The organism is Idiomarina piscisalsi (assembly GCF_003987095.1).
Classification (GTDB): Bacteria; Pseudomonadota; Gammaproteobacteria; order Enterobacterales; family Alteromonadaceae; genus Idiomarina; species Idiomarina piscisalsi.
Genome location: NZ_PIQA01000001.1, coordinates 421,846 through 447,717, shown reverse-complemented (window position 1 = coordinate 447,717; position 25,872 = coordinate 421,846). Strand labels below are relative to the sequence as shown.

General features: G+C 45.7%; 27 protein-coding genes. 22 read left to right on the top strand and 5 right to left on the bottom strand.

Annotated features, from left to right (window positions below):
• The first annotated feature begins 42 nt into the window (after positions 1-42).
• From CWI73_RS02250 to CWI73_RS02235, 4 genes are all read left to right on the top strand, one after another.
• Positions 43-300, top strand: a complete 258-nt coding sequence (locus tag CWI73_RS02250; protein WP_053953798.1) for a lipopolysaccharide assembly protein LapA domain-containing protein — start codon at positions 43-45, stop codon at positions 298-300.
• Positions 301-311: 11 nt separating this feature from the next.
• Positions 312-1,469, top strand: a complete 1,158-nt coding sequence (lapB, locus tag CWI73_RS02245) for a lipopolysaccharide assembly protein LapB (RefSeq protein WP_126751352.1) — start codon at positions 312-314, stop codon at positions 1,467-1,469.
• A gap of 4 nt (positions 1,470-1,473) precedes the next feature.
• Entirely contained in the window at positions 1,474-2,166 is a 693-nt protein-coding gene (gene pyrF / locus CWI73_RS02240) for an orotidine-5'-phosphate decarboxylase (RefSeq protein ID WP_126751351.1), read from the top strand.
• A 110-nt stretch (positions 2,167-2,276) separates the two neighbouring features.
• The gene (locus CWI73_RS02235; RefSeq protein WP_126751350.1) at positions 2,277-2,582 is read left to right on the top strand and encodes a ComEA family DNA-binding protein; all 306 of its coding nucleotides are present in this window, start codon (positions 2,277-2,279) and stop codon (positions 2,580-2,582) included.
• A gap of 58 nt (positions 2,583-2,640) precedes the next feature.
• Here the strand turns inward: CWI73_RS02235 and rne are convergent, their stop codons facing one another.
• Positions 2,641-5,523: a ribonuclease E gene (rne, locus tag CWI73_RS02230; protein WP_126751349.1), complete on the bottom strand. Its 2,883-nt coding sequence runs from the start codon at positions 5,521-5,523 to the stop codon at positions 2,641-2,643.
• Between the two features lie 456 nt (positions 5,524-5,979).
• Here rne and rluC point away from each other — a divergent pair, with 456 nt between their 5' ends.
• From rluC to CWI73_RS02145, 17 genes are all read left to right on the top strand, one after another.
• Complete coding sequence (gene rluC / locus CWI73_RS02225; protein WP_126751348.1) at positions 5,980-6,927, top strand: 23S rRNA pseudouridine(955/2504/2580) synthase RluC; 948 nt, start codon at positions 5,980-5,982, stop codon at positions 6,925-6,927.
• Positions 6,928-6,941: 14 nt separating this feature from the next.
• The gene (locus CWI73_RS02220) at positions 6,942-7,601 is read left to right on the top strand and encodes an HAD-IA family hydrolase (protein WP_126751347.1); all 660 of its coding nucleotides are present in this window, start codon (positions 6,942-6,944) and stop codon (positions 7,599-7,601) included.
• Positions 7,598-8,191: a Maf family protein gene (locus CWI73_RS02215; protein ID WP_126751346.1), complete on the top strand. Its 594-nt coding sequence runs from the start codon at positions 7,598-7,600 to the stop codon at positions 8,189-8,191. Before CWI73_RS02220 ends, CWI73_RS02215 begins: the two co-directional genes overlap by 4 nt.
• A 76-nt stretch (positions 8,192-8,267) precedes the next feature.
• Complete coding sequence (yceD, locus tag CWI73_RS02210; protein ID WP_053953791.1) at positions 8,268-8,795, top strand: 23S rRNA accumulation protein YceD; 528 nt, start codon at positions 8,268-8,270, stop codon at positions 8,793-8,795.
• 16 nt (positions 8,796-8,811) lie between these two features.
• Positions 8,812-8,982 carry a 50S ribosomal protein L32 gene (gene rpmF / locus CWI73_RS02205; RefSeq protein ID WP_011234590.1) on the top strand — a complete coding sequence of 57 codons (171 nt, stop codon included), beginning with the start codon at positions 8,812-8,814 and terminating at the stop codon, positions 8,980-8,982.
• Between the two features lie 8 nt (positions 8,983-8,990).
• Positions 8,991-10,016, top strand: coding sequence for a phosphate acyltransferase PlsX (gene plsX / locus CWI73_RS02200; protein ID WP_126751345.1), 1,026 nt, complete (start codon positions 8,991-8,993; stop codon positions 10,014-10,016).
• Between the two features lie 14 nt (positions 10,017-10,030).
• Positions 10,031-10,990, top strand: coding sequence for a beta-ketoacyl-ACP synthase III (locus tag CWI73_RS02195; RefSeq protein WP_058579144.1), 960 nt, complete (start codon positions 10,031-10,033; stop codon positions 10,988-10,990).
• 10 nt (positions 10,991-11,000) lie between these two features.
• The gene (gene fabD, locus CWI73_RS02190; RefSeq protein ID WP_126751344.1) at positions 11,001-11,918 is read left to right on the top strand and encodes an ACP S-malonyltransferase; all 918 of its coding nucleotides are present in this window, start codon (positions 11,001-11,003) and stop codon (positions 11,916-11,918) included.
• 14 nt (positions 11,919-11,932) lie between these two features.
• The gene (fabG, locus tag CWI73_RS02185; RefSeq protein WP_198675138.1) at positions 11,933-12,667 is read left to right on the top strand and encodes a 3-oxoacyl-ACP reductase FabG; all 735 of its coding nucleotides are present in this window, start codon (positions 11,933-11,935) and stop codon (positions 12,665-12,667) included.
• 117 nt (positions 12,668-12,784) lie between these two features.
• Positions 12,785-13,024, top strand: coding sequence for an acyl carrier protein (gene acpP / locus CWI73_RS02180; RefSeq protein WP_088768130.1), 240 nt, complete (start codon positions 12,785-12,787; stop codon positions 13,022-13,024).
• A 56-nt stretch (positions 13,025-13,080) separates the two neighbouring features.
• Positions 13,081-13,869 (top strand): aminodeoxychorismate lyase, encoded by a 789-nt coding sequence (gene pabC / locus CWI73_RS02175; RefSeq protein WP_126751780.1) that lies wholly within the window; start codon positions 13,081-13,083, stop codon positions 13,867-13,869.
• The gene (mltG, locus tag CWI73_RS02170; protein WP_126751342.1) at positions 13,866-14,885 is read left to right on the top strand and encodes an endolytic transglycosylase MltG; all 1,020 of its coding nucleotides are present in this window, start codon (positions 13,866-13,868) and stop codon (positions 14,883-14,885) included. The genes pabC and mltG overlap by 4 nt, the downstream gene beginning before the upstream one ends.
• 2 nt (positions 14,886-14,887) lie before the next feature.
• A complete protein-coding gene (tmk, locus tag CWI73_RS02165) occupies positions 14,888-15,505 on the top strand; it encodes a dTMP kinase (protein WP_126751341.1) in 618 nt (205 codons plus the stop codon).
• Positions 15,505-16,371 (top strand): DNA polymerase III subunit delta', encoded by an 867-nt coding sequence (locus CWI73_RS02160; RefSeq protein ID WP_058579149.1) that lies wholly within the window; start codon positions 15,505-15,507, stop codon positions 16,369-16,371. Before tmk ends, CWI73_RS02160 begins: the two co-directional genes overlap by 1 nt.
• Positions 16,372-16,399: 28 nt before the next feature.
• Positions 16,400-16,741 carry a PilZ domain-containing protein gene (locus CWI73_RS02155; protein ID WP_126751340.1) on the top strand — a complete coding sequence of 114 codons (342 nt, stop codon included), beginning with the start codon at positions 16,400-16,402 and terminating at the stop codon, positions 16,739-16,741.
• A gap of 17 nt (positions 16,742-16,758) precedes the next feature.
• The gene (locus CWI73_RS02150) at positions 16,759-17,547 is read left to right on the top strand and encodes a TatD family hydrolase (protein ID WP_126751339.1); all 789 of its coding nucleotides are present in this window, start codon (positions 16,759-16,761) and stop codon (positions 17,545-17,547) included.
• Between the two features lie 310 nt (positions 17,548-17,857).
• Complete coding sequence (locus CWI73_RS02145) at positions 17,858-19,342, top strand: bifunctional 2-methylcitrate dehydratase/aconitate hydratase (protein ID WP_126751338.1); 1,485 nt, start codon at positions 17,858-17,860, stop codon at positions 19,340-19,342.
• A gap of 57 nt (positions 19,343-19,399) precedes the next feature.
• Here CWI73_RS02145 and CWI73_RS02140 read toward each other — a convergent pair whose 3' ends face one another.
• Genes CWI73_RS02140 through sppA form a run of 3 tightly spaced genes read right to left on the bottom strand, consistent with a single transcriptional unit; the run spans position 19,400 to position 23,713 of the window.
• Entirely contained in the window at positions 19,400-20,746 is a 1,347-nt protein-coding gene (locus tag CWI73_RS02140) for a sodium-dependent transporter (RefSeq protein ID WP_126751337.1), read from the bottom strand.
• A 41-nt stretch (positions 20,747-20,787) separates the two neighbouring features.
• Positions 20,788-21,807, bottom strand: a complete 1,020-nt coding sequence (ansA, locus tag CWI73_RS02135) for an asparaginase (RefSeq protein WP_126751336.1) — start codon at positions 21,805-21,807, stop codon at positions 20,788-20,790.
• 43 nt (positions 21,808-21,850) lie between these two features.
• Positions 21,851-23,713 (bottom strand): signal peptide peptidase SppA, encoded by a 1,863-nt coding sequence (gene sppA / locus CWI73_RS02130; protein ID WP_241968806.1) that lies wholly within the window; start codon positions 23,711-23,713, stop codon positions 21,851-21,853.
• A gap of 108 nt (positions 23,714-23,821) precedes the next feature.
• Between sppA and CWI73_RS02125 the strand changes: the two genes are divergently transcribed.
• Positions 23,822-24,388 carry a nitroreductase family protein gene (locus tag CWI73_RS02125; protein ID WP_126751335.1) on the top strand — a complete coding sequence of 189 codons (567 nt, stop codon included), beginning with the start codon at positions 23,822-23,824 and terminating at the stop codon, positions 24,386-24,388.
• Here CWI73_RS02125 and asnS read toward each other — a convergent pair.
• A complete protein-coding gene (gene asnS, locus CWI73_RS02120) occupies positions 24,385-25,785 on the bottom strand; it encodes an asparagine--tRNA ligase (RefSeq protein WP_126751334.1) in 1,401 nt (466 codons plus the stop codon). The genes CWI73_RS02125 and asnS overlap by 4 nt on opposite strands.
• Between the last annotated feature and the right edge of the window lie 87 nt (positions 25,786-25,872).

Sequence of the window (25,872 nt, the reverse complement as noted above, 5' to 3'; positions counted from 1 at the left end):
ATACTGGCATGCCGTTTTTTTATAAATAACAGGTAAGCGAACATGCTCAGGAAGTTGCTTATTCTTATTCCCGTTTTGGCTATATTCCTTTTAGCCATGGCGTTTGGAGCCCAAAATACGCAAGTTATTAACGTCAATCTACTGGTTCTGAATGCTGATATGACCGTCGCGTCGCTGTTAGCAATTTTTTTTGGTGGCGGCGTTCTTGTGGGATTATTGGCCATGTTACTTTCTAACCTTTACTGGCGTTATCGCTGCCGAAAACTGTCGAAACTAGTCGCTAAGCAGTCGAACCAATGAGACAGAATTAAATGTTAGAGCTTCTTTTCTTACTTCTGCCAATTGCTGCCGCCTATGGTTGGTTCATGGGTCGCAACAGTGTGCGTTCAGAAGAGAGAAGAGAGCAAAAACGCTTTTCAAAACAGTACGCGACAGGTATTAATTTACTGCTCTCCGATCAGCCCGATAAGGCTGTCGATTTATTCGTAGAGTTGCTTGATGTTGATAGTGAGACTATTGAGACTCACTGGACATTGGGCAAATTATTTCGCCGCCGAGGTGAAGTAGAGCGGGCAATAAAAATTCATAAGAATCTCACCTCACTCCCTAATTTATCTGAAAGTGATCGCCTAACCGCTATGTACGAGTTAGGCAAAGATTATTTGGCTGCTGGCATCTATGATCGCGCAGAGAAAATGTTTCAGGGTCTGCAAAGTAATAAGCTGTTTAAAGAGCGCAGTCAAAAACACTTGCTTGAACTTTATGAAGCAACCCATGAATGGGACAAAGCTATTATTGTTGCTTTAAAACTGGTTAAACATAACGCATCGATAAAAGTGATTCTGGGACAGTTGTATTGCGAGGTCGCTGACACGGCCGATCACTCGTCAGTAAGAGTGAAGTATTTTAATAAGGCATTAAAGCAGGATCCAAACTGCGTAAGGGCATCTTTGTCCCTGGGACGCATTTATCTGGAGCAGGGCGATAATAACCAGGCAATAGAGTACCTCACGAAAGTAATAGACCAGGACAAAGCCTACGTTTGTGAAACAATTCCGTTACTAGAGCAAGCGTATGAAGCGAAGAGAAACAGTCATGGCTTTATCGACTTTTTACACACTTGTGTAGAACAAGAAGCGGGAATTAGTGCGGTTATTAAACTGTCTGAGAAAATGGCTGAGTCACAGAGCATTGAAGATGCTGAAAGCTTCATGGCAAACGCGTTGGAGAAGCACCCAACCATGCGCGGCTTTCATCACTTAATGGGTCTGCATATAAAAGCGGCCGACGTGGGCAGTGCCCGAGACAGTCTTAAGCGTCTGCAGCGAATGGTACATGAGCATATTGTGCAGAGACCAAATTATAAGTGTTATCACTGTGGTTTTTCAGGACATACCCTTTATTGGCAATGTCCGTCGTGTAAGAGCTGGTCAACAACAAAACCGATATTTGGATTAGATGGTGAATAATCGAATGGAATTACCAAAAATTTATGTAGCGCTAGATTATCAAAATGCTTCGGACGCAGATGCGTTAATTGAACAATTACCGTCAGGGAAAGTAGGTTTAAAGGTAGGAAAAGAATTATTCACCTCAGCCGGACCACAATGGGTTTCGAGCCTGGCAGAAAAGGGCTTTTCTATTTTTCTGGACTTAAAGTTTCACGACATTCCTAATACCGTCGCTAAAGCCGTCACGGCGGCCGCAAAGCTTGGGGTCGATGTTGTTAACGTTCATGCCAGTGGTGGCAGCCGTATGATGAAAGCAGCTGCAGATGCGCTGAAAGAAACAGGTAATCAGCCTTTGCTTATCGGTGTGACGGTGTTGACCAGTATGGATGAAAGCGACTTAAAAGAGCTGGGTATTTCTAAGAGCGTCAATGAGCAGGTTGAGTATTTAGCGAAACTGGCTAAGTCATCGGGCCTGAAAGGTGTTGTTTGTTCGGCTCAGGAAGCAAAAATGCTAAAAGCTGCCTGCGGTAACGACTTTAAATTAATGACCCCCGGCATAAGGCCTGAAGGCAGCAGCAAAGATGATCAGCGTCGCACCATGACGCCTGCTGAAGCGGTATCGGTCGGCGTTGATTATATGGTGATAGGACGACCTATCACACAGTCTCCTGACCCGGCACAAGCTGTCGAGAACATACTGGCAAGTATAGCTTAGTGGCGTATTGAGCTGTCTTATAAATCGTAATTTGAGAGAGCGCCGGTAAAAAGCGTTTATAGTATGGCCACTGCAGTGACGCAGTGGTTATCAAAAAGGATGAACATACTATGAAATTTAAAATGCTACCTATTGTTTTGGCGTCATTTATTGGCTTTTCAGCTCATGCAATGCCAACAGTTTCCCTTTCGCCAATTGTATTACAAGCTGAAGCGCAGACTGGTGTAAACATCAATACGGCATCGGCCCAGGAAATATCATCGGCGTTAGTGGGTATCGGTATTAAGAAAGCAGAAAAACTGATTGAAGTGCGTGAGCAGCTCGGTGGCTTTACTGAAGTAGAACAGTTACTTGATGTAAAAGGTATAGGCCTTAAAACACTTGAAAAAAACCGCTCGAATATTCGCTTGAATTAGTAGTAATGAAGATAAAAAGAAAGCCAGTAAACAGGGATTGTTTACTGGCTTTTTTGTGCTAGTCACATTTCGTCATTTCAGCAAATGAACGGGAACGGGCATTGGCATAGCCTGCCGTTTGTTCATCTCTGACGAACGTTAAACGACTTTCTTTTGAGGCAACATTCAGAGCCTGGAAAGGCGTTTGTCTTTCAACTGCAGATGCCTTAGTCATTGGAGAAAAGGCTGAGCCACTAAGATCACGAGCTGGAATTATCGGAGTCTCGTTAGACTCTTTATTTTCCCGGTTTTGCTTACGTTGCTGTCCCGCTGCTCTTTGATGTCTTGGAGAACGGCGTGAACGGTTGCGCGCTTTTTTCTCAGAGAGGTCTTCTTGAGCTTGTTCCGCAACTGGCTCTGGAGCTTCACTTTCCACTGAAGGAACTGACTCTGATTCAGTCTTCGCCACTTCAGCAGGTTCTGTCGTATCGCTAGCTCCTGTTGCTGCAACAGTTTCCGGTTGCTCAGGCTGTGATTCCTCGGCACTTGGTTCAGGAGTCTGAACCTGGGTTTCCGGAGCTTGCTCTTCCTGTTTCGGAGCTTCTGAGGCTTCAGGAGCAGGTTCTTCAGCAGACTTTTGCTCGTTAACCGGTAAGTGCTCTTTGTTTTCAACAAGTTCAGCAGCTGCCTGAATGCGAGGATCTAAAGTACGCTGTTGAGTTTGCTCATTGGTATTTTTCTCTACCGGTGCTGATGACTCAACATTTTGCTCAACTGGCTTTTTCGCTTCAGCTTCTTTAGCGACAGAACTGTCTTTCTGAGCTTGAGGAGCTGGCTGCTGTGATGCCTGGTTCTCAACTGAACCATCGCCTTTAACGCGAACCGATTTTTCCATTGGTTTACGTTGGCGGCGAGGCTTAACTTCTTTCGGTTTCTCAGGCGCTGCCTCAGTTTGCGGCGCTTGCTCAGCGCTTTGCTTCACCTGAGCATTAGCACCTTGAGCATTCTGTTGCTGGTTACGGTTACGTCCGCCGCGACGTCTACGATCGTTTCTACCGCGGTTCGGCTTGTTATTTGAACCTTTAGTTTCATCTGTGCTCTTATCCGATTTCGCAGAATCTGCAGCCGCTTTGTCTGCTGTATTATTACGACCTTGCTGTTGACGATTAGCAGGGCGACGACCACGGCCACGGCGGTTATTGCTGTTTCGACGCTGGTTTGGTCTACGCTGATTAGAACTTTGCTTGTTCTTATCGGCTTCTTCTTCACTCTCGAAAAGTTTACCCAGCCAAGTCGATAAGCGTTTTAATAAAGACGGTTTCTCAGGCTGTTTTGGTGTTGGTGCAGGAGCAGGCGCTGCACTTGGCGCTTGTAAACCTTTTAGTGCCGGTTCGTCAAACTTAGCAGACTCTTGAGTTAAGGTGATAGAAACCGATGACTCGTGTTGCTCTGGCTTTTGCACCAACTCAAAGCTTGCCGCTTCTGGCACTTCATCATCACGAATACGCAATACTTCGAAGTGTGGCGTTTCTAAGTGATGGTTTGGAATAATCACGATTTTAACATCATGACGCTTCTCAATATGATTTAGCGACTGACGTTTTTCGTTCAACAAGTACGTTGCTACGTCTACCGGTACTTGTGCATGAACCTGTATGGTGTTGTCTTTCAGCGCTTCTTCTTCAATGAGGCGCAGAATAGACAAGGCTAACGAGTCACTAGAGCGAATAGTACCCTGACCATTACAGCGAGGACATACATTGTTTGCCGACTCACCAAGTGACGGACGCAGACGCTGACGAGACATTTCCATTAAGCCAAAACGCGAAATGCGAGCCACCTGAATACGGGCACGGTCTTGTGCAAGACTGTCACGTAGACGGTTTTCAACTTCACGCTGGTGTCTTGCTGGTGTCATGTCGATAAAGTCGATAACGACTAAGCCACCAACATCACGAAGTCTCAGTTGACGCGCAATTTCTTCAGCCGCTTCCAGGTTTGTTTGCAGCGCCGTTTCTTCAATATCGCCGCCTTTAGTTGCGCGTGACGAGTTGATATCTATTGAAGTCAGAGCTTCGGTCGGATCAATAACAATTGAGCCACCTGAAGGTAGGCGAACTTCACGTTGGAACGCTGACTCAATTTGGCTCTCAATTTGGTAATGGCTGAATAATGGAACATCGCCTTCATATTGCTTAACGCGCTGCAAGAAGTCAGGACGAATAATTTGAATATGATTACGTACCTGCTCGTAGACTTTCGGGCTATCGATAAGCACTTCGCCAATGTCACGACGTAAATAGTCACGAAGGGCGCGGAAAATGACGTTACTTTCCTGATGAATCAAGAATGGAGCAGGGCGCTCGGTAGCCGCTTTGCTAATAGCTTCCCAATGATGAATAAGAACATTTAAGTCCCATTCTAATTCTTCTTTTGATTTGCCAACGCCTGCAGTACGGACAATAAGGCCCATTTCTTTCGGCACGTTGATTTCCGACAGGGCTTCTTTCAAGGCAGAGCGCTCGTCGCCTTCAATACGGCGAGAAATGCCGCCGGCACGAGGGTTATTTGGCATTAATACCAGGTAACTGCCTGCCAAAGAAATAAAGGTTGTTAGTGCCGCGCCTTTCTGGCCACGCTCTTCTTTGTCGATTTGAACAATGACTTCCTGACCTTCAGAAACAACGTCTTTAATGTTTGGACGTCCCTGGAAGGTATATCCCTCTGGAAAGTAAGTCTTGGCAATTTCTTTTAAAGGGAGGAAACCATGACGCTCTGCGCCATAATCGACGAAAGCGGCTTCGAGGCTGGGCTCTATACGGGTTATTTTACCCTTGTAGATATTCGCTTTCTTTTGTTCATGTCCTGGACTTTCAATATCCAGATCGTAAAGGCGCTGGCCGTCGACCAACGCAACACGCAACTCTTCTAGCTGCGTGGCGTTTATTAGCATTCTTTTCATTACTGTGACTCAATGTTTCCGGGCCACAATATGACACACACACTCTGGTGCTCGTGCGATTATCGAATTCGTCTGTTGTACAGGCTTAGCGCCTGTGCCACCCGTCATTGAAACGTGTGGTTAAAATGATTTTGACTGTGCCGATAACACCATTACATCCGGTGTCATATTGTCGCTATATGTTACGTCTGCAATCGCTCTTTCTTTTGAGCGAGGTTTCTCTGTTCTTTTTCCGTGCCATCAACATCTCGGATTTTTGCTTATTCTCTTTGATTAAGACTTTTCAACCGTATGCTGATGTGGATAATGCGTCGCTCTGTTGACACGATTGCGCGAATTAGTTTCTTTGTCTGCCATCCACGATGGACTTTGACACTTAATTATTTCACGAAAAACGCCGAAAATACAAGCGCTAATTTCACTGAATATTGTTAGGAAGCGTGCTAAAATACCGCCATGAAAAGCATTCAACAAAAAGTCCGTTGGCATACCGTACTGACCGATGAATCGGGGCAGCGCCTGGACAATTTCCTTATTGCCCAATTAAACAAAGTGCCGAAGTCACTGGTTTATCGAATTATTCGTAAAGGTGAGGTGCGGGTTAATAAAAAACGGGCTAAGCCAGACTATAAAATAAATAGTGGCGACTTAATTCGTATTCCGCCGGTAAAAGTTGCTGAAAAGGCACCTTTACCTTCGGCTAAACTCGATAAAATAGCCCGCCTGGAAGAGCACATTCTTTACGAAGATGCGTCTTTTATTGTCGTCAATAAACCTTCGGGTCTTGCTGTGCATGGTGGTTCGGGACTAAATTTCGGACTAATTGAAGGACTTAGGGCACTAAGGCCTAATGACAAACACTTAGAGCTCGTGCATCGAATAGACAGGGATACCAGTGGCATTCTTTTGGTTGCGAAAAAGCGCTCAGTGCTGAAGTTACTGCATGAACAGTTGCGCAACAAAGAAATGAATAAGCAGTATTTGGCGTTAGTTAGAGGGCAGTGGCAAAAACGGGTGCGTTTGATAGAAGCGCCGCTACAAAAGAACACGCTTCAATCTGGTGAACGGGTTGTTCGTGTCAGTGCAGAGGGTAAACCGTCGCAAACGCGTTTTCGTATTTATCAGCGCTATGCCGAGGGAAGCCTTGTAGAAGCATCGCCGTTGACTGGCCGGACGCACCAAATTCGCGTGCATTGCCTGCATGCAGGTCACCCCATCGCTAAAGATCCCAAATATGGTGACACTGACTTTGACGAATTAATGGCGTCTAAAGGACTGAAACGACTATTCTTACATGCCTGGAAGCTTTCATTTAAGCACCCTGAAACGGAAAAAGATGTACAGTTCGAAGCGCCCTTAGATGAAAACCTCAGCGCGACCCTGTCGAAGCTAACGAAACAATGATGTAGGTTGCCGTTATGTCGAAATTTAAATTCGTTGTCTTTGACTGGGATGGAACCTTAATGGATTCCATTGGCCGTATCGTTTCGTCAATGCAGCGGACTGCCGAACACCTTGGTTTATCAGTGCCATCAGAGCAGGCGACAAAAGATATCATAGGGCTTAGTCTGGAGCCTGCTATTGAAAGGCTTTTTGGTGTTTTGGACTCCCAAAAAAAACAGACCTTTTTAGAGCGTTACAAAGACGAATACGTCACACTGAACACAGTAGCATCGCCTATGTTTGACGATGCCGTTAACTCGCTGGAAGCGTTGCGTTCAAACAATGTGCAACTCGGGGTTGCAACTGGCAAAGCTCGAAGAGGCTTGGACAGAGTGTGGCAGGAAACGAATATGGCCCAGTTCTTTCCTTATTCCCGTTGCGCCAATGAATCAAAAGGCAAGCCGAACCCAGATATGCTCATAGAATTAATGCATGAGGCAGGCTACTCGCCTGACAATACAATTATGGTGGGCGACTCAATACATGATATGAAAATGGCCAGTGCCGCTGGTGTTTTTCCTATTGGCGTGACTATGGGCGCGCATCGGGCCGACCAACTAAAAGCCGCGGGTGCTGAATATATTGCGTCATCTCTGACTGAACTTTCGAACTTTATTTTAAAGGAGAGGTTATGACACTCCCCCTTGTGCTTGGCTCTGGTTCAAAATACCGTCGGGCTATAATGGACAAACTGCACTTAATTTATAACGTCGTAAAGCCAGACATTGATGAGTCTGCGATTAATGAAGAGCAGCCAGAGCAGCTGGTAGGGCGTTTAGCAGAAGAAAAAGCGCAAGCTGTGGCAAAAAAACTAAATGGTGAACCGTGTATTATTATTGGCTCCGATCAAGTCGCGGTATGCGACGGCTTAATTCTTGGCAAGCCGGGTACCGAGGAAAAAGCCATTGAGCAGCTAAAAAGCTTTGTGGGCAAAACGGTGACCTTTTATACAGGGCTTGCTGTATTAAATTCCCAAACTTCTCAGTGCGAAGTACGAATTGAACCGTTCTTCGTAACCTTTCGGGATAATATAACGGCTGATGAAATAGCTCGATATGTTGAATTAGAGCAACCGCTTGATTGTGCCGGCAGTTTTAAAAGTGAAGGCCTGGGCGTCAGTTTGTTCAGTGAAATGAAAGGGAATGACCCTAATACTCTTATTGGACTTCCGACGATTGCGCTACTGGATATGCTAAGATCTCAGGGGATTAATCCACTGAGTTAATTAATTGTAGATAATTGTCGGTAACGTCCGATTTATCTTGCCACTGAACACCAACTTAAGGTAACATTCGCGCGCTATGCAAAAGGTTCGTATTCCCGTAACGGTAGACCCCGTAAAATGTGCCAATAAAAAGGTCATTTACGAGGGCTTAGTACCAGCAAAAACGTTAACTCGGTTTCAGGAGTTGCTCGTAGAGTCATGTCCTGATCCTGACGTCAAAGTTGAGTTTGGTATTGATGAACAAGGCATAAGCTATTTTGCAGGTGACGCAAAGGTACATGTTCAAGTACGTTGCGAACGCTGCAATACGCCTTTAGCAGTTGATATTTTTGCGCAATTTGCGTATGCTCCTGTCACTAAGCGGCAGGTGGCTGATGACTTCCCTGAAAGCTATGAAGCTATCGAGGCGAATGAATTCGGTGAAATCAATCTGCATGGGCTTATCGAAGATGAATTAATTCTGGCAATGCCTTTAGTACCTAAGCACGACGCTAAGTCTTGTCAGGTAGACCGTGATGCGATGACATGGGGCGAAATCGACGAGTCTGATAAAGACGAATCTGATAACCCATTTGCCGTATTACAAGAATTAAAGCGTAAATAATCAGGAGATAGCGTAAATGGCTGTTCAAAAAAGTAAGAAAAGTCGTTCAAGACGCGACATGCGTCGTTCACACGATGCGATAGACGGCCCAACACTGTCGGTTGACTCAACTACGGGTGAGACGCATCGTCGTCACCACGTAACAGCCGACGGTTATTATAAAGGTCGCAAGGTCGTTAATAAGTAAGACAGGCTATGCCTGAACTTAATATAGCGATTGATGCAATGGGGGGCGATAATGGCCCCTCTATTGTTATTGAAGCTCTGGAACGAGCTGTTTCAACTTATCCCAATACCCACTTCACAGTGTTTGGTCACAAAGACCAAATAAATCCGCTATTAAAGCAATACAACCTCAATGAAAGCACTGCTGTCAGCCTTGTTCATGCTGAGCAGACTATTCTCATGGACGACAAACCTGGTCAGTCGTTACGTAGCAAACCTAATTCTTCTATGCGTCTTGCACTGCAGGCCCTTGCCAATGAACAATGCCATGCAATGGTCTGCGGTGGTAATACCGGCGCCTTAATGACTAATGCGTATTTTACGGTAAAAACCTTACCCGGAGTTTTAAGGCCTGCGCTGATGACCGCTATTCCTAACCGTGTCGGTGGTAAGTCGTTTTTATTAGATTTAGGCGCAAACGCCAGCTGCGATTCCGATACCTTGTTCCAGTTTGGTGTAATGGGGTCGGTTGCTGCAGAGTACCTACTGGACATAGAAAAGCCGAAAATAAGTTTGCTCAACATGGGGGAAGAAGAAATTAAAGGCAGTGATGTGGTTCGTAATGCTGCAGTCAGACTCTCTCAGTGTGAAGGCTTAAATTACAACGGTTTTATTGAAGGCAACCATTTATTCAGTGGTCGCTCCGACGTTATCGTTTGCGATGGCTTTGTCGGTAACATTGCGTTAAAAAGCTGCGAAGGCTTGGCAACCTTTATTATTGAGCAAATGAGAGACACCCTAAACTCTCATTGGCTGTATCGATTTTTCTTCAAATTCTTACAACGACGTACGCATAAATCGTGGGACAGGCTGAAGCCCGACCACTACAACGGAGCAAGTTTGATAGGATTGCGCCAAGTGGTGATTAAAAGCCACGGAAGTGCCAATGCGGAAGCATTCTACAGCGCTATCCAGCAAGCTGTAGCAGAGGCGCACGAGCAGCTTCCTGACCGAATCAAGAACAGGGTCGAAGCGGTCTTATCTGAACAGCCTTAAAATGCAGAGTTGTTATGACATACTCGAGAATTGTTGGTACCGGTCATTATTTACCGGAGCAACGTCTTACAAATGATGATCTTGCCACCCGTGTTGACACATCAGACGAATGGATTACTGAACGTACCGGCATAAAAGAGCGACGCATTGCAGCCGCGAATGAGTCAGCCGCAACGCTTGGCTATGAAGCTGCGAAACAAGCCTTATTAAGTAGTCAGCTAAAAGCTCAGGATATCGACGTTATCGTTGTGGCGACAACCTCAGCTGAGCATGCGTTTCCAAGTGCTGCCTGCGAAATTCAGCGAATGCTCGATGTCACAAATATTCCCGCATTTGATATTGGTGCGGCTTGTTCAGGCTTTATTTTTGCGCTATCGGTCGCCGATAATTTCATTAAAACCGGTCAATATAAGCGTGCTTTAGTTATTGGCACCGATGTTCTGGCGCGACTGTGTAACCCCAACGACAGAAACACCTTGGTTCTGTTCGGTGACGGGGCCGGTGCGGTCATACTCGAGCAGAGTAAAGAGCCCGGTGTTGTTTCAACGCACTTGTACAGCGCGGGTGAATACAGTCATTTACTGGGGGCGAGACAGGCAAACCGCAAAGCTAGCCCGCAAGACGATGCCTGGATGTACATGAAAGGCAATGAAGTCTTCAAAGTTGCTGTGGCAAAACTGAGTAGCTTGGTTACCGATACATTGTCGGCGAATAAGATGTCACCGGAAGAATTGGATTGGTTGGTACCACACCAGGCGAACCTGCGCATTATTAAAGCGACGGCAAAAAAATTAAACATGTCGATGGAACAAGTGGTTATTACTTTGGACAAAACAGGTAATACATCTGCCGCATCGGTGCCAATTGCGTTAGACTGGGCGATTAAAGATGGTCGCGTTAAACGTGGGCAGAACCTATTATTAGAAGCCTTTGGTGGTGGATTCGCCTGGGGCTCAGCATTAATTCGATATTAAGAGGGTAGTTATGACGACAGCGTTATTTTTCCCGGGGCAAGGCTCGCAGAGCGTTGGTATGCTTGGTGAATTAGCCGACGAGTTTGGGATCATAAAAGAGACGTTCGCACAGGCAAGCGATGCCCTTGGTTATGATGTGTGGGAGCTTGTGCAGCAAGACCCCAATAACCAGCTCAATGAAACACAGTTCACTCAACCTGCGTTACTGACTGCCAGTGTTGCGCTATATCGTGTTGCTAAAGACAAAGGTCTAGGCGATGACCTGGTCATGGCAGGGCACAGCCTGGGAGAATATTCGGCGTTGGTTTGTGCAGGCGCTATAGACTTTAAAGATGCAGTTAGACTCGTTGAAGCACGCGGCAAATTTATGCAGGAAGCTGTTGCTGACGGTGAAGGGGCAATGGCAGCCGTTATCGGTTTAGATAACGATGTTATTAAGAAAATCTGTGAAGAGCAGGCCCAGGGCGAAGTTGTCACTCCGGTGAATTATAACTCACCGGGGCAAGTCGTTATTGCCGGGCATGCCTCAGCAGTTTCTCGTGCGGGCGAAGCATTAAAAGAGGCAGGCGCTAAACGCGTTTTGCCTCTGCCTGTTAGCGTGCCTTCGCACTGTGCGTTAATGAAGCCAGCTGCTGAAAAATTAAAGCAGGAATTGGCGAATATAACCGTTAAATCACCGGTAATTGACGTTATAAACAATGTTGATGTCATGGTTGAGACAGACCCGGCAGCGATAAAAGACGCATTGGTCCGACAGCTTTATTGTCCGGTGCGTTGGACAGAGTCTGTTGAGAAAACCGCTGATATGAACGTGGAAAAAGCATTCGAAGTCGGTCCGGGAAAAGTATTAACGGGCTTGAATAAACGTATAACTAAGTCATTTAATTGTTCAGCGTTAAACACCGCTGATGCATTGAATTCAATTTAAAAGGTGAATAAGTGATGAGCTTGGAGAATAAAGTTGCGTTAGTAACAGGAGCTAGTCGTGGCATTGGCAAAGCAATCGCGCAGCAGCTTGTTCAGCAAGGAGCAACAGTAATAGGAACCGCAACCTCAGACAAAGGGGCCGCCGCTATTTCCGATTACCTTGGCGATAACGGTAAAGGCATTGCATTGAACGTAACTGACGCTGATAGCGTTCAGGAAACAGTAAAGTCGCTTGAAAAAGAGTTCGGTAGTATCGATATTCTGGTCAATAATGCCGGTATTACTCGCGACAACTTAATGATGCGCATGAAGGACGATGAGTGGAACTCGGTTATTGATACCAACTTGACGGCTATTTTCCGCGTCTGTAAAGCGGTGGTTCGTGGCATGATGAAACGTCGTAATGGTCGCATTATTAATATCAGTTCAGTGGTTGGTACGACAGGGAACCCTGGGCAGGTTAACTACTGTGCCGCGAAAGCGGGGCTGGTTGGTTTCAGTAAGTCTTTGGCCAAAGAAGTAGCAGCGCGCGGTATTACAGTGAACTGCGTGGCACCGGGCTTTATTGATACGGATATGACAAAAGCGTTAACGGAAGAGCAAAAAGAAAGTATTTTTGCTAATATTCCTGCTGCACGATTAGGCAAGCCAGATGAAATTGCGTCTGCGGTGACATTTTTGGCGTCAGATGGAGCAGCTTATATTACCGGTGAAACCATTCACGTTAATGGCGGAATGGCGATGGTTTAAGCGGTCAGCGGTACGACCTCTTAATTTTATCGGAATTTTTACTTTATTAATGAGGCTGGTTTCACTACACTACAGCCAATTTTCACTCTCGCGACGACTATTTGAGGGATATTATAAATGAGTACTATCGAAGAACGCGTAAAGAAAATCATTGTTGAACAACTGGGTGTTAAAGAAGAAGAAGTTAAGCCTGAAGCGTCATTTGAGAATGACCTGGGTGCTGACTCTTTGGACACAGTTGAATTGGTAATGGCTTTGGAAGAAGAATTTGAAACTGAAATTCCTGATGAAGAAGCTGAAAAGATCAAAACTGTTCAAGCAGCAATTGATTACGTAAATAATCACTCTGACGATTAATTTTTCAGAGAATTATTGAGACAATAGGCGGAACCTTGGTTCCGCCTATTTTCGTTATGACACTGATAAAACAGTTTTTTAATGCTCACCCAATTAATCCCGATGCTCTTGACCGAGGGCTTCAGTTTGGCGATGGTCATTTTACAACCTTTCGTATTCTCAATGCTTTCCCAGAGCACTTAGACGCACATATTGCGAGATTGGCTCATGCCAACGACGTTTTACGCATTCATTACCCTGCATTAACCACTTTAAAGGCTCGGTTGACTGCATTGGCTGTAGAGGTTGGGGAAGGGGTATGTAAGGTGATTATAACTCGGGGAAATAGTGCCCAAGGTTATGGCTTTGATAGCCGCGCAGAAGCCAATGAATATATTCAGGTAAGCTCATTACCGACACCTCAAAAACCTCTAGATATTGAGTTGGCTGACTTTGTTTTGGCGCAGCAGCCTATGCTTGTGGGGCTAAAAACATTAAACCGCTTAGAGCAGGTGTTGCTCAGTGCTGAAAAGTCGGAAAAAGGCGTTGATGACTTAATTGTTTGCACCAGTGATGGCACTGTTATAGAGGCTATTCAAGGTAATGTATTTTGGCGTATGGGCGATCAGTGGTTTACACCTTCACTGACAACGGCTGGGGTTAGTGGCGTTATGCGGCAATACATCATAGAAAGCAATGCGCTCGCTAACCTTAGAATAAACGATTGTACAGCGACTGAACTGGGGAGCGCAGAGCAAATTTTCATTTGCAATAGTGTCCGAGGCGCTGTCCCTGTTCACTCATTTAATGGTAAAGTATTCGAAAAGAATCCGTTACCCAAGAAGATACAACGCCTGGCTTTATGACTTTACTTAAACGTTTGTTTTTAATCACTCTTTTTTTTATTGTCATTGGCGCAGGAGTGCTTGGCTACGGTTACCATTATTTATCCCAACCTTTTGGAAATGTTCATCAAAGTGAACCACTTGTGCTTGAGTTTCCTAAAGGAAAGCATTCACGCTACGTTGTCGCACAAGTTACGGAGCATTACTCACTTGATAAATCCGTGCTGAATAGTACACAGCTGAGTTATGGTTTTAGCCGCTTACTTGGCGGGGTAAGTCATTTGAGAGCTGGTGTTTACGAGATTAAGCCAACGCATAATTGGTTTGATGTATGGAGAAAACTCGCAAACGGCGACGAGCTTCAGTTTTCGGTTACTCTGGTGGAAGGTCACACACTGGAACAGTGGCTATTGAAGTTGGACGAGGCAACTTATTTAACGGGTGACGCGCAAGCGGCTGCTGACAGGTTAAGGGCTGAGTTGGGAGCTTCTTATGATTCGTTAGAAGGTCTTTTGCTGCCGGAAACTTATACTTACCGAGCGTATTCGTCAGCTGAGAGCATTTTAAGAGACGCATACGAGTCAATGCAGCACACATTAGCTGACATATGGAATGAACGCTCAGATGACTGTCCGGTTGACTCGCCTTATGAATTATTAGTTTTAGCGTCAATTATTGAGAAAGAGACGGGCATAGCGGGTGAGAGAAGTTTGGTTGCCAGCGTTTTCGCAAACCGGCTTGCTATTGGTATGCGTTTACAGTCCGATCCGACAACAATATACGGTGTTGAAAACTTCGACGGTAATCTAACACGCGCACATTTACGTGAGAAAACGGCTTACAACACCTATAGAATTAATGGGTTACCACCAACACCTATTGCTATGCCAAGTCGGGCGTCGTTAGAAGCGGCCGCAAACCCTGATGAGTCGCCGTATTATTACTTTGTTGCTGATGACACTGGTGGTCATGTGTTTTCAAAAACGCTGGAAGAACATAATAAAGCTGTGCGCCGCTACCAACTAAATAAAGAGTAAATATGAAAGGGAAGTTTGTTGTTATTGAAGGTCTGGAGGGAGCAGGTAAAAGTTCTGCTATCGCCAATGTGATCACGCATTTTCAAGCTAAAGGTATTGAAACTGAAGCTGTGCGGGAACCAGGCGGAACACCGTTGGCTGAGTCGTTACGTGACTTGGTTAAGAAAAAGTGGGATGAAACGCTAGCCCCGACAACCGAGCTGCTGCTTATGTACGCTAGTCGTGTGCAGCTAGTCGAAAATGTCATTAAACCACACCTGATGAATGGTACTTGGGTTATTGGTGATCGCCATGATTTATCATCGCGGGCGTATCAGGGCGGTGGCAGACAACTTGGGGATGAATTGTTACAAAAACTGCGTGGGTTAACATTAGGCAGTTTTTATCCCGATTTGACCATCTTACTGGATGTTGATGAAGAAGTGGGTCTTGAGCGAGCCAGGGAGCGAGGCGAGCTGGATAGAATAGAAGAAGAGGACTTAGCGTTTTTTAAACGAACACGCCAGGCCTACCTGAACATTGCCGCGAAAGATCCGTCGATTTTCGTGATCGATGCGAATCAACCTATGTTAAAAGTGCATAAAGCCATTCTAAGAACCCTTGAGGAGAATTTGTTTTAATGGCCGCTCCCTGGTTACGCGATGCATGGTTACGTTTAGTGACTGCTTTTGAAAGCAATCGGTTAGCCCATGCATATTACTTAAAACACTACCCGGACAAAGGCAGTAACAGCTTCATTGAGCAGTTCACCAAGTATTTGCTTTGCCAGTCGAAAGGGAAGAGTGCTTGTAACCAATGTAAATCGTGCTTGCTGTACGCCGCGGGAAACCATCCGGATACCTGGACACTCGATGGCACAGAAGCCAGTCGCATTGGGGTTGATGAGGTTCGAGACCTACAAAAAAACATTGTGAATAAGGCAAACCAGGGCGGTTTTAAAGTTGCCGTTATTTTGCAAGCTGAAAAAATGACTGAGCAGGCGTCTAATGCTTTACTGAAAGTACTTGAAGAGCCGCCTGCTGATACCTGTTGGCTAATATCAACGAAAGAGCCTGAGCAATTATTGCCAACATTGCGAAGTCGCATGCAGTGGCTCAGCATTCCTTACCCTGAAGCCGAACAAACTGATGAACAAACTGCGCAAGCTGCGGAGCTATTCGACGCTTTGCATAAGCTGACCCCACTACCTGAGCTAAAAGACAAAGCAGTTGCGGCAGAGTGGTTGAATACGTCTGAGCGATTAGCATCCGATATGCTCGCTCAGTTAAACCGGCTTCCCGCTGAGCGTTTTTACTTTCCTGGCGTGCGCGAGCGGTATGAACGATTAACGCAATGCTCTTGGTTGACTGCGTCGCACCTCAGTCAATGGGTATCGGAATGCCGACAATTACGTCAGACATATCAGGGCTCCCCCGGCGTTAATTTGCCGTTATTATTAACCCTTATCTGGAGCCGTTGGTCACACTTTTTGCTGGGTGAAGAATAAGGCTCCTGTTGCAATAAACGGAGCCTTTATGTCCCACGTTATATCTGTTGAGCTTGAGTCTGCTCACGAGTTGGCAACGCGAATGGTGCCATTCTTTAAATACACATCATTTTTAATGCCTGGAACCAGCAAACGTTACTATAAGCTGGGCGAGAGGCTTGATATGTCGCTGACATTGCATGATCGACCGACTCCGTTTTACTTCAGCACACAGGTGACCTGGTTGTTTGAAGACCGGCAGTTGCCTTGCGTTTTAACCTTGCTACCCAAAGACTTGGCGACAGGGCATCGATTAAATTATCTGACTCACAAGCATAAGTCTGAATATGGTAAGCTGTTCCGTTCATTATTAAATTCTTGCGCAACTTAATTGCAACGGAGCACTGGATGTTTGTTGATTCTCATTGTCATTTAGATCGTATTGACCCAGAGAAAGTCGGTACAGACTTGGCTGGATTAGTAGAAAATGCTCGCAAAAATAATGTGGAGCATATGCTGTGTGTTTGTGTCACGCTCGATGAGTACCCGCAAATGCGCGATACCGTTTCTGCGTATGACAATGTTTCGATATCCTGCGGTGTGCATCCGCTTTATGTTAATGAAGAGAGTCATAACGCTGATGAAATGGCGGCAACGTTAACAGAGCTTGCCAGTGAGCCGAGAGTTGTTGCTATTGGTGAAACAGGGCTGGATTACTTTTATGATCCGGACTCGAAAGTGAAACAGCAAAACAACTTCGAGCAGCACATTGCTGTGGCAGGGCAGCTGAATAAACCCCTTATTATTCATACCCGGAAAGCCCGTGAAGATACCCTAGCTATGTTAAAACAAGGTCACGCGGATAAGCCTGGTGGTGTTTTACATTGCTTTACCGAGTCTTACGAAATGGCAAAAGAAGCTATCGACTCATTAGACTTTTATATTTCCATTTCTGGTATTGCGTCTTTTCGAAATGCGTCGGAATTAAGAGATACAGTTAAAGCATTGCCTTTAGACAAACTACTTATTGAAACTGACAGCCCCTGGTTAGCACCGGTGCCTCATCGTGGCAAAGTGAATCAGCCGGCCTACGTTACTGATGTCGCAAAATGCGTAGCAGACGTTAAAGGTATTACGCTGGAAGAGGTTGCACGAGTGACCACTGAGAACTTTTATAAGCTGTTTAAAGCATCTTAATGAGCTGTGTATAACTTGTCGATAAAACATCGTTAATTGTTCAAAAACATAAAGTTAAAAGAAACTGTAAAAAAATTAGACATCCTTCGATTATTGTCTAAACTAAAAATTGTTGGATGAATTTTAAGCAGGATAAATGAGACTGTTTTATCATGAGTTAGCGCACGGCTCATCCCATGAGCCATTCCCCTATACCCGGAACAATCTGGATTGGTTCCGGGTTTTTTTTATCCGAAATAAACAAAAGAGCGATCAATCAACTGATTAGCTCCGTAGCTATTTGAGTCACCCTTTGAATTAAGGAGTCATAATGCCTACGACTGTCGAACAAAATAAACGTCCCGATTACGACGACGTCATTGTCGATATCGCCGACTATGTAATGAACTATAACGTCAAAAGCGAAGAAGCCTGGAGTACCGCGAAGTACTGCCTTATGGATACGCTGGGCTGCGGTATGTTGGCATTAGGTTATCCGGAATGTGCCAAACATTTGGGACCGCTTGTACAAGGGACACAGGTCCCTAATGGCGCTCGCGTTCCTGGTACACAGTTTTCTTTAGACCCCGTTAAAGCTGCGTGGGATATAGGCTGCATTGTTCGTTGGCTGGATTTCAATGATACCTGGCTGGCGGCAGAATGGGGACACCCGTCTGATAATTTAGGTGGCATTTTAGCGACCGCCGACTTCATTTCTCAGCAGCGACGCAGCCGTGGGCTTAAACCTCTTGTTATTAAAGACGTGCTGGAGGGCATGATAAAAGCCCATGAAATACAGGGTAACCTGGCCATTGAAAACAGCTTTAACCGAGTTGGGCTTGACCATGTTGTACTGGTAAAAGTGGCTTCAACAGCTGTTGTTAGTTGGCTAATGGGTGCCAGCAAAGAGCAAATTATGGCAGCGCTGTCTCAGGCTTGGGTAGATGGTCAGTCATTGAGGACCTATCGCCATGCACCCAATGCGGGCTCCCGTAAATCCTGGGCAGCGGGGGATGCCACCTCCCGGGCAGTGCGTCTGTCCGATATAACGATGCGCGGCGAAATGGGAATTCCCGGCGCTTTAACTGCGCCACAATGGGGTTTTTACGATGTTCTCTTTAGTAAGACCAATAAGGATCAGAAGCTTAAAGACGAAAAAGATCGGAAATTTAAGTTTCAGCGCGATTACAGCAGTTATGTTATGGAAAACATTCTGTTTAAACTGTCTTTCCCGGCAGAGTTTCATGCTCAAACGGCGTGTGAAGCTGCAGTCACACTCCACCCGGATGTAAAAGGTAAGGTAGACGACATAGAGAAAGTCGTTATAACGACACATGAATCTGCGATTCGCATTATCTCCAAAGAAGGAGAGCTGGCTAACCCCGCAGATAGAGACCATTGCTTGCAGTATATGACCGCCGTGCCCTTAATCTGGGGGGAACTGAACGCTGATCACTATGAGGACGGATTTCATCAGGCTCACCCAGAAATCGATGCTCTTCGGGAAAAAATGGTTGTCGAAGAAGACCGTCAGTACAGTGAAGATTATCTGAACCCAGATAAGCGTTCGATTGCCAACGCTGTCCAAGTTTTCTTCAAAGATGGCACTAAAACAGAAAAAGTGGCAGTGGAGTACCCAATAGGGCATCGCAACCGCCGTGACGAGGGCATTCCTGTACTCAAAGAAAAGTTTAAAGCGAGTTTAAGTAAGCGATTCCCGGCAAGTCAGGCGAATGAGATATTTAAGCTGTGCACTGAAAGTAACTCATTTCAACAAATGTCGGTCGATAGTTTTATGGACAAATGGGTTATTTAATGAAGAAAAGGCTGTCGTTATTGGCGGCAGCCTTTGTCCTTTCATATTTAAGCTGACTCAGCCCTGCCAAATAATCAGAAGAATAAGCACCGGACAAACAAATTTGACGTACCAGGGCCATATTTTCCAGAACCAGCTTTTATCGATATCCGGTGAGCCTTGTTTTAAAGCTTTCAGTAAATGATTCTGACGCAAAACCCAAGTCAGCATAATAGCGAAGACCAGAGCCATTATTGGCTGCATATAAACGGTACTGAAGGTGACTACCGCCCCGAATAAGACCTCAAAATTATAAATAATTGTAGTCGAAATAGCGGTAACAATAAGAGTGACTATCCACACCCCTGAGCTTCTGTCGCAACGAGCTTCTTCGCGCAATGCGTTTACCGGCGCTTCCAGCATAGAAATAGAGGACGTTATGGCTGCTATAACCATCAATAAAAAGAAGCCAAACGAGACGAATAAGCCCGCGGTTCCAAGTGTGTCAAACATTGCCGGCAATACGGTAAATACCAGTGTATCAGCTGAGAGCAGTGTACCGTCGTCGGCGTATATTTGAACGCCATTGGACTGCGCTACGAACATAGCGGGTAAAATTAAAAGCCCCGCTAAAAATGCTACGCTGGTATCTATACCAGCAACCCAGGCTGCCGTTTTCGGAATGTTTTCTTTGTTTGATAGGTAGGCGCCGTAAGTCATCATTACGCATACGCCCAGCGATAATGAGAAAAAGGCCTGGCCCATGGCTCGTATAATGAGTTGAGGATCGCTAATTTCAGAAAAGTCAGGAACCAAATACATTTTAAGGCCTTCAATAGCACCTTCCTGAGTCAGAATGTAAGCTGACATACCAATCAAGAGGACGAACAGCATTGGCATTAGTCGACGCGACCACCGCTCTATACCGTTATTGACGCCTGAGCGCACGACGTAGACCGTTAACAACATAAAGAAGACCATGGTCGCCATATTTCTGGCTTCTGAAAATTCGACAAACCATGCGGCAGTGTCCGGCAGGCCAACAAAGATAAGTAGCGGCGATATCATGTAAGAAATAAGCCAGCCCGATACGATGGCGTAGAAACTTAAAATAAGACTAAGAACAACCAGGCCAACGACCCCGGCTATGGCTCCGGTTCCTCTGAAAAAGGCTTTATCGGATAAATTTCTTAACGCTTCAATTGGGTTGTTTTGACGAATTCGGCCGATGGTGACTTCTGCCACAAGCATAGGGTAGGCGAGAATGGCAATCATAATGAGGTAAACCAGTAAAAAGGCACCTCCGCCGTTACTGGCCGCCTGGGTTGGAAAGCCCCATATATTGCCAACTCCAACGGCGGAGCCTGCAGCAGCGAGAATAAAGCCTAATCGTGAGGCAAAAGCCGGAGACGTATTTTTAGCCATAAGTAATATTGTTATTATTATTGATTTGAGTCAGTGCTCGATTATGGCGGAGTTAATTCGCCGCGTAAATTCTTCTGTAACAGTTTTTGTATCTCACTGTGAGAAATGTCTTGCGACAGTAGGTAATGTAACTTGGTTAGCGCGGCTTCAATGGTCATATCGGAGCCGGACACTAAGCCAAGTTTTGCCAGTGCATTGCCGGTAGCATAACCATCCATATCTACGCGCCCACGGAAACATTGCGTGCAGTTTAAAACCGTAATGCCGTTATCGATACCGCGCTTTAAGACAGACAGCAAAGCATCGTCTTGTGGGGCATTGCCTACGCCATAACTTTGTAGAATAAGCGCTTTTACCGGCTGCTTTAGTTGATTATCGATTATGTCGGGTGAAATACCCGGGTAAAGCATGACCACACCGATAGGCTGTGGCGTCATTTCAACCACATTGAGTTTACTCGATTTGGCCTCCGCTTCAGAAAGTTGACCGGCGTTTAGGCGAATTTGTATGCCCGCTTCCAATAACGAAGGAAAGTTGGGTGATGAAAACGCATTAAAGCCATTAGCATCCGACTTCGTTGAACGATTTCCGCGAAATAAGGTGTTATTAAAAAATAGGCCGACTTCCGGAATTGAGTAGTTAGCAGCAACGTAAAGGGCATTCAGTAAATTCGTTTGACCATCGGAACGCAGTGCTGCTAACGGAATTTGTGAGCCGGTAACAATGACAGGTTTACTGAGGTTCTGCAGCATGAACGAGAGTGCTGATGCTGTATAGGCCATGGTATCGGTACCATGGAGGATAACGAATCCATCATAGTCCGAGTAATTGTCCTCAATATCCCGGGCTATTGTGACCCAGTCAGCCGGGGTCATGTTTGAGGAGTCCATTAAAGGACAGTATTCATGAATAACAAATTCCGGCATTTCTTCCCTGAAAAACTCCGGCATTTTCTGTACACAATCACTTAAGTGCCCCGCGACCGGAACGTATCCCTGTTCCGATTTTTTCATACCTATGGTTCCACCGGTATAAGCAACATATATCTTTTTACGAGGCACTTGTGTCTCCTATCGACATTCTTAATAGCGAATGTCGATTATTCTAACGCGGTTGCGGACACAGTGCACAGTAAGAGTAAATGTTTTTCGGGTCGTTGAAGTTTCTCAGTACCGCTGTTTCAGACTGAACGTCACTGAATAGCTTCAATAACCAGTCACTGCTGCTATCACGGCTTACTTTAGGTAACAGGTCGCTTGCGGCACTATTGTTGAATAACTCAGCGAAAAACTGTTCCTGAGGTGATAGTTTCTGTTGAACAACATTCACGTCATACTCCTCGATAGAGGCCAGTTCTGCAGCCAGTTTAATGGCGTCGTCGTAGTCTCCTAAGGTATCAACCAGACCACGTTTCATTGCCTGGCGACCTGTCCAGATGCGGCCCTGAGCTATTTCATGTACGTCATCTTTACTCATATTACGGGCGTTAGCGACAAGGCTTAAGAAGTTGTCGTAGGTATTTTCCACCGACTTTTGAATCATCGTTTGCTGGTAGTCTGTCATTTCTTCCATAGGGTTTATGGATTCAATTTCAGTGGTGCTGACAGAGTCACTGTGAATACCTATAGCAGCGAAGCTATCTTCCAGGTTCATCAGTAATCCAAATACGCCGATAGAACCGGTAATGGTAGTAGGGGAGGCAATGATTTTATCTGCATCTGCGGCAATCCAGTAACCACCTGACGCGGCCACGGAGCTCATTGATGCCACGACCGGAATACCGTCTTCTTTTGCTTGTAGTAACTCCTGACGAATAATTTCAGAGGCAAAGGCGCTGCCGCCGGGACTATCGATGCGCAGTACAATGGCTTTGGTATTTTCATCAGTGCGTGCATCACGAATAAGCTTCGCGGTACTGTCGCCACCAATCATACCGGCCTTTTGAGAACCGTCGACAATTTGGCCTCGCGCGACAACAACACTGATCTTCGGTTTGTCTTTTGCTTTTGGTGCAGGGACAGGTGGTTTCTGCGCACTCAGGTAGTTATCAAAAGTAATGTGCTTGAACGTTTCCTTCTCTTCGTCAAGACCCGCCAAATTAATAAGCTCATTACGTACCTCTGTGCGGGTTTTAAGGGCATCGACTAAGTTATTATCTAATGCCATACGTGCCATGTCGCCATTAGCTTCCTCAAACGCAGCCATGTAATCATCAATTTTGCCACTGGTTAAGCGAGGGTTGATATTACGAGTGGTAGTCACGCTATTACGAAACTCGGCCCATAGCTCGCTATATAGCGTTTCATTAGCTTCCCGGGCTTCGTCTGACATGTCATTACGAATAAAGGGTTCAACCGCTGCCTTGAATTTACCGACTTTAAAAACGTGCGGTTTAACTTTGAGCTTCTCAAGCAACTCTTTAAAGTAAACCTGGGTGTAATCAAGACCTTCAAAAACGACACCACCCATTGGGTTTAAATAAAGCTGATCAGCGTGGGCTGCAATATAATACTGATGTTGCGCATAGTAATCGGCGTTACTAATAATGGGCTTACCTGAGGTTCTGAACTCTTCTAATGCCTCAGTAACAGCGCTCAGTTTATTAATGCCACTTGGGTAGAGATCCTGAAGATCTAAATAAAGCGCGCCAATACGCTCATCGTTCTGAGCCATCTCAATACTTTCTACAACATCGGCGACTAGTACTTCGGGAATATCATCACCGCTGCCTAAGGCTTCTGAAAAGAATTTATCAATAGGGTCGACCCAGGTTTTCTCTTCAACGAGAATACCCTGTGGGTTAAGTACCAGTATTCCGTTTTCAGGCACTTCGATTGGATCGTCGCCGCCTATCATGCTGGCCAGGAAAATGGCCAAAACAATAAAGAAGACTAAATTGATAATGACCTTTCGGGTACCGTTGATTATTCGCCAAATATATTTAAAGATTGAGCTCACTGAACGCATAGCTATCACTCATTGTTATTTAAGAAATGTCTTAAGCATATCGAAAGTGGCCTATGCAAGCTAGCCAGAGAATGTAACGAACCGTTACATAATGATAAAGGTTGATATATGGATGCAGTAGAATTATTAACAACGCGCTCTTCAATGCCACGGCTGATAGAGCCTGGGCCCAGTGTCGAACAATTGGAGCTAATAAAAAAGTCAGCGGTGAGAGCGCCCGATCATATGTCGTTAGCGCCGTACGAGTTTATACAATTTCAGGGAAAGGATCGCGGAATTCTGGCTGACATCTATCAGCAGGCGGCGCGTATTAATGACTTTTCTGAAACTATTGTTGAGCAGGCTGGGCAATTACCATTTCGGGCTCCACTCGTTATTGCAGCGTGTCTGAAGTATCAGCAGCATCCGAAAGTTCCACGTGAAGAGCAGTTGTGTACAGTTGCTTGCGCAGCACACAGTATGCAGCAAGCGGCTTTTGCTCAGGGGCTCGGGGGAATTTGGCGTACCGGCTGGACTGCGGAAGATGACTACGTCAAAGAGCAGCTGGGTTTAGCTGAAGACGACGCTATTGTAGGCTTTTTATACGTAGGTACGCCTGCTGTACCTACGCCAATAAAACCTGAAAAAGATGCTGAACCGTATTTTGTGTCAGCAAAAGATAAAGTGCTGAGTTAAAACTCAGCACTTTTGGGAGCACGTGGGAAAGGAATAACATCGCGGATGTTTTGTACGCCGGTGACGTAAGCAACTAAGCGTTCAAAACCAAGCCCAAAGCCTGCATGCGGGACGGTACCGTAGCGGCGAAGGTCACGATAAAACTCATACTCTTCCATTGGTAGGTTCATTTCTTCAATACGCTTATCAAGAATATCTAAACGCTCTTCGCGAGCAGAACCACCAATAATTTCACCAATGCCCGGGGCTAATACGTCCATTGCAGCAACGGTTTTTCCGTCTTCGTTTTGGCGCATATAGAACGCTTTAATATCACGCGGGTAGTTTTTCAAAATAATCGGGGCGCCAACGTGCTCTTCGGCTAAATAGCGCTCGTGTTCAGACTGCAAGTCGACACCCCATTCAACCGGGTATTCGAATTTCTTATCGCAGTTTTTCAGAATCTCAATAGCGTCTGTGTAATCCATGTGAACGAAGTTGCTATTCACAATAGCTTCTAAACGGCTAACGGCTTCCGAATTAATGCGCTTGGCGAAAAACTCCATGTCGTCAGGACGCTCTTGAAGAACCGCTTTGAAAACATACTTAAGCATATCTTCAGCTAAGCCAGCGACATCATCAAGTGATGCGAAAGCGAGCTCTGGCTCAACCATCCAAAACTCGGACAAGTGGCGGCTGGTATTGGAGTTCTCAGCACGGAACGTCGGACCAAAGGTATAGACTTTAGACAACGAACACGCATAAGACTCAACATTTAATTGGCCTGATACGGTCAAAAAGGCTTCTTTACCAAAGAAGTCTTGTGAGAAGTCAACGTCACCTTTGTCAGTTTTTGGGACATTCAAAAGGTCGAGTGTCGACACACGGAACATTTCACCAGCGCCTTCACAATCTGACGTGGTGATAATAGGGGTGCTAACCCATAAATAGCCGTTCTCGTGAAAGAAGCGGTGAATAGCCTGAGACAAAGAGTTACGAACACGCATCACTGCGCCGGTAATGTTTGTTCTAGGGCGTAAATGAGCGTATTCACGCAGGTATTCCATGCTGTGACGTTTCGGCGCCATTGGATAGGTGTCTGGATCTTCGACCCAGCCATAAACATGGACTTTCGTCGCTTGTAACTCAAAGGACTGACCTTGCCCCTGAGAAGGGACGACCACACCCGTAATGGCAACAGAGCAACCCGAAGTCAGTTTTTGTACTTCATTACTGTAGTTAGGAAGTTCAGCAGGCACAACGGCTTGAACGGCTTCGAAACAGGAGCCGTCATGTACATTAATAAATGAAATACCCGCTTTCGAGTCACGGCGCGTACGCACCCAACCGCGAACCGTTACCGTTTCATCGACGGGGACTTTGCCTTCCAGAATATCCACTACAGAAGCATACGACATGGGTTTCTATTCTCCGAAATTTACACTATTTTGCGAATCAAAGGTTGCTATGTTACCTCGGATTGGCGCAGACTCAAGTATAACCCC